The organism is Mesorhizobium sp. LNJC405B00, from assembly GCF_000502615.1.
Lineage (GTDB): Bacteria > Pseudomonadota > Alphaproteobacteria > Rhizobiales > Rhizobiaceae > Mesorhizobium.
Map to the genome: position 1 here is coordinate 1 of NZ_AYWC01000054.1, position 2,699 is coordinate 2,699.

Genomic DNA, 2,699 nt, shown 5'->3' on the forward strand with positions numbered 1-2,699 from the left:
CTCGGCGCAGGCTTTCGCGGTATCGCCCGACAGCATTTCCACGCACATACCAGCGTTGCGCAGTTGATCGATCGCTGCCCTGGTGTCGAGGCGTAGCGCATCTTCGAAAACGAAGGATGCGACAATCATGCCGTTTTTCGTCAGCACTGTTCCGCCGTAGCCATGTTTGCCTTCGCCGCCGGTTCGCGCCTTCCAGCCAGCCCATCCGCGTCGACCCAGCCGCCAGGTGATACCGGCGGCGGTGGCTTCGATCCCGAAACCCGGGTGCTCGGTCACCGCATCGAATTTGTGCTGGCTGCTGCTGACGAAAAAGCTGGCAATGGCCTTTGAATATGGATGACGCGAATGCGCGGCCAAGTCGGCAGCGATTGCCAGCATGGCGGGATCAATCGAAGCTGCGTTGACGAGCCGTGGCTTCCCAAGCGTGAGCGTCCCGGTCTTGTCGAACACGGCTGTATCGATCGTTGCCAGGCGCTCCATGGCCGAGCCGTCCTTGACCATGATGCCGTTTTCGAACAGGCGCCGCGCGGCCACCACCTGAACGATCGGCACGGCGAGGCCAAGCGCGCACGGGCATGTGATGATGAGAACAGCGATTGCGATCGTCATCGCCCGGTGCCAGTCGCCAGTCACCGCCATCCAGCCCAGGAAGGTTGCCAAGGCGGTGAGATGAACCACGGGCGCGTAGAGTGCCGACACGCGGNACCGCCATCCAGCCCAGGAAGGTTGCCAAGGCGGTGAGATGAACCACGGGCGCGTAGAGTGCCGACACGCGGTCGGCGATACGGCGATACCGGGCGCGACCACCTTCGGCGGCCTCTATCAACCGAACCATTTCCGCCAGGAACGAATCCTTGGCGGCCGCTGTCGCCTCTATCGTCAGCGGACCGGTAAGGTTGAGGACGCCGGCCTGCACGGTGTCTTCCGGCGCCACGCAACTGGGCGTGCTCTCGCCGGAGACCAGGGAGCAGTCGACGTCCGATGTCCCGCGCACAATTTTGCCATCGACAGGGATTCTTTCGCCGGCGGCGATCAACAACAGCATGCCCGGTTCGATCTCGGCCACCGGCAGATAGTCCCGAGCGCCATCGCCGCGCAGCACCATGGCGCCACGCGCCGCGAGCTGTGACAGGCCTTTGACGGCGGTGCGGGCGCGTTCCCGCATCACGTGATCGAGCGTGCGACCGATCAGGAGAAAGAACAGCAGCGATACCGACGCGTCGAAATAGGCGTGGTCGCCATGGGTGATCGTCTCATAGAGGCTCATGGCGTAGGCCAGCGACACGCCGACGGCGATCGGCACATCCATGTTCATGCGGCCGTGACGCAGCGCATTCCAGGCTGACTTGAAGAAGATGCCGCCGGCGAAGGCCAGCGCAGGAATCGCGATCAACGCCGAGACCCAGTGGAACAGGTCGCGGGTCGCGCCCTCAGCGCCGGACCAGACCGAAACCGAGAGCAGCATGATGTTGCCTGCCGCAAACCCGGCAACAGCGACGGCGCGGATAAGCTCCGAAAGCGTCTTGTCCTTTGCCTCGATCTCGGCTTCGAACAGATGCGCCTGGTAGCCGAGCCGCCCCAGCACGGCTACGAACGGTGGGACAATGTCGCCGCGCCACCGGACCGAGACCCGCTTTGTCGACAGGTTGACGCGAGCGACCTCGACGTGAGCGAGTTTCCCCAACGCAGCCTCGATGCTCTGGATGCAGGCACCGCAGTGAACCGTCGGGACCGAAAGGTCGGTCTGATGAAGATCATCGCCAAGCGATCGGCTCGCCAGCCTGACTTCCTGGCTTGACGGCAGGACTGAAGTGGGACTGGCCAGATCCAACGCCATTTCAGCACCGGGTGCACAACAGCTCATTGCAGCGCTCCATGGGAGATCATGATCCTGCGTACATCGCGATAAGGTCTGGCCAGGCCGGCTTCGGCGTCGATTTCGACAATCCACACACCGTCCCTTGGCATGTGCTGCGCTGCAAATTCCTGGCCCGAGGCGGGGGCGAGCGTGACGGACTCATCCTCTTTCTCGTAAGCGGGATGGCGAAACAGCGCCTTCACGCCATGCAGGGGAACCGGTTTGCCGGCGGCGTCGGTGAGGCCATACCGGACTTCACCCCATGCGACGGTCAGCTTTCCGGTCCAGCCGAGGGCTGCCTGCGCGCGCCCTTCCTCGGCCTTTCTGTTGAATTGCTGGCTCGCCACATAGGTGTTTTCGACGACAAGACCGGTCCAGCTTGTGTTGGCAAGCGTCGCCATCGTCAGATTGACCGCGATGACCACGCCGAAAAAGGCGAGGATGATGGCCAACATGTGCCTGCCCGTGAATTCGCGGGGTTTTCGCGTGGTGGCGTTCATCTGGCGATCTCCGGCGCGTTGAAGGTGGCGGTGTATTCGTTGGACTCGAAGCTGACCTTGTCTTCGACGCGGAATGTGAAGGTCTGCGCCTGGCCATGAATCTGATCGGCGGGTAGGCGCACGAAAACCTTCAACATCTTCAGCCGGTCGGGTTCGACCTGGACCGCAAAGGAGCGATCGGCGGGGAGGTCGACGCCAACGATGCTCATCTCCGCGCCTGGCAAACCCCCGAGGGTGACGATAATCGTTCTCGGTTCGGGGATCATGTTCAAGAGCTTGACGGTATAGCCATTGCGGATCGAGCCGTCCGAGAGCGTCACGAATTGCGGGTTGCGGTCGTG

General features: G+C 62.8%; 2 protein-coding genes and 1 pseudogene. All 3 read right to left on the reverse strand.

All coding sequences use genetic code 11. The features are described 5' to 3' along the window. Positions 1 to 1,864: pseudogene (locus X756_RS01000000166480) on the reverse strand (heavy metal translocating P-type ATPase); the annotation flags it as partial. Continuing rightward, positions 1,861 to 2,358, reverse strand: coding sequence for a FixH family protein (locus tag X756_RS136300; protein WP_023731970.1), 498 nt, complete (start codon positions 2,356 to 2,358; stop codon positions 1,861 to 1,863). The pseudogene X756_RS01000000166480 and the gene X756_RS136300, both read right to left, overlap by 4 nt. After that, positions 2,355 to 2,699 (reverse strand): FixG Ig-like domain-containing protein (locus X756_RS0136260; RefSeq protein ID WP_031239777.1); only part of this gene is annotated, 345 nt, incomplete at its 5' end. The genes X756_RS0136260 and X756_RS136300, both read right to left, overlap by 4 nt.

Excerpts from the sequence above, each read along its gene's own strand:
- X756_RS136300 (WP_023731970.1), bottom strand. The coding sequence starts at position 2,358 with ATGAACGCCACCACGCGAAAACCCCGCGAATTCACGGGCAGGCACATG.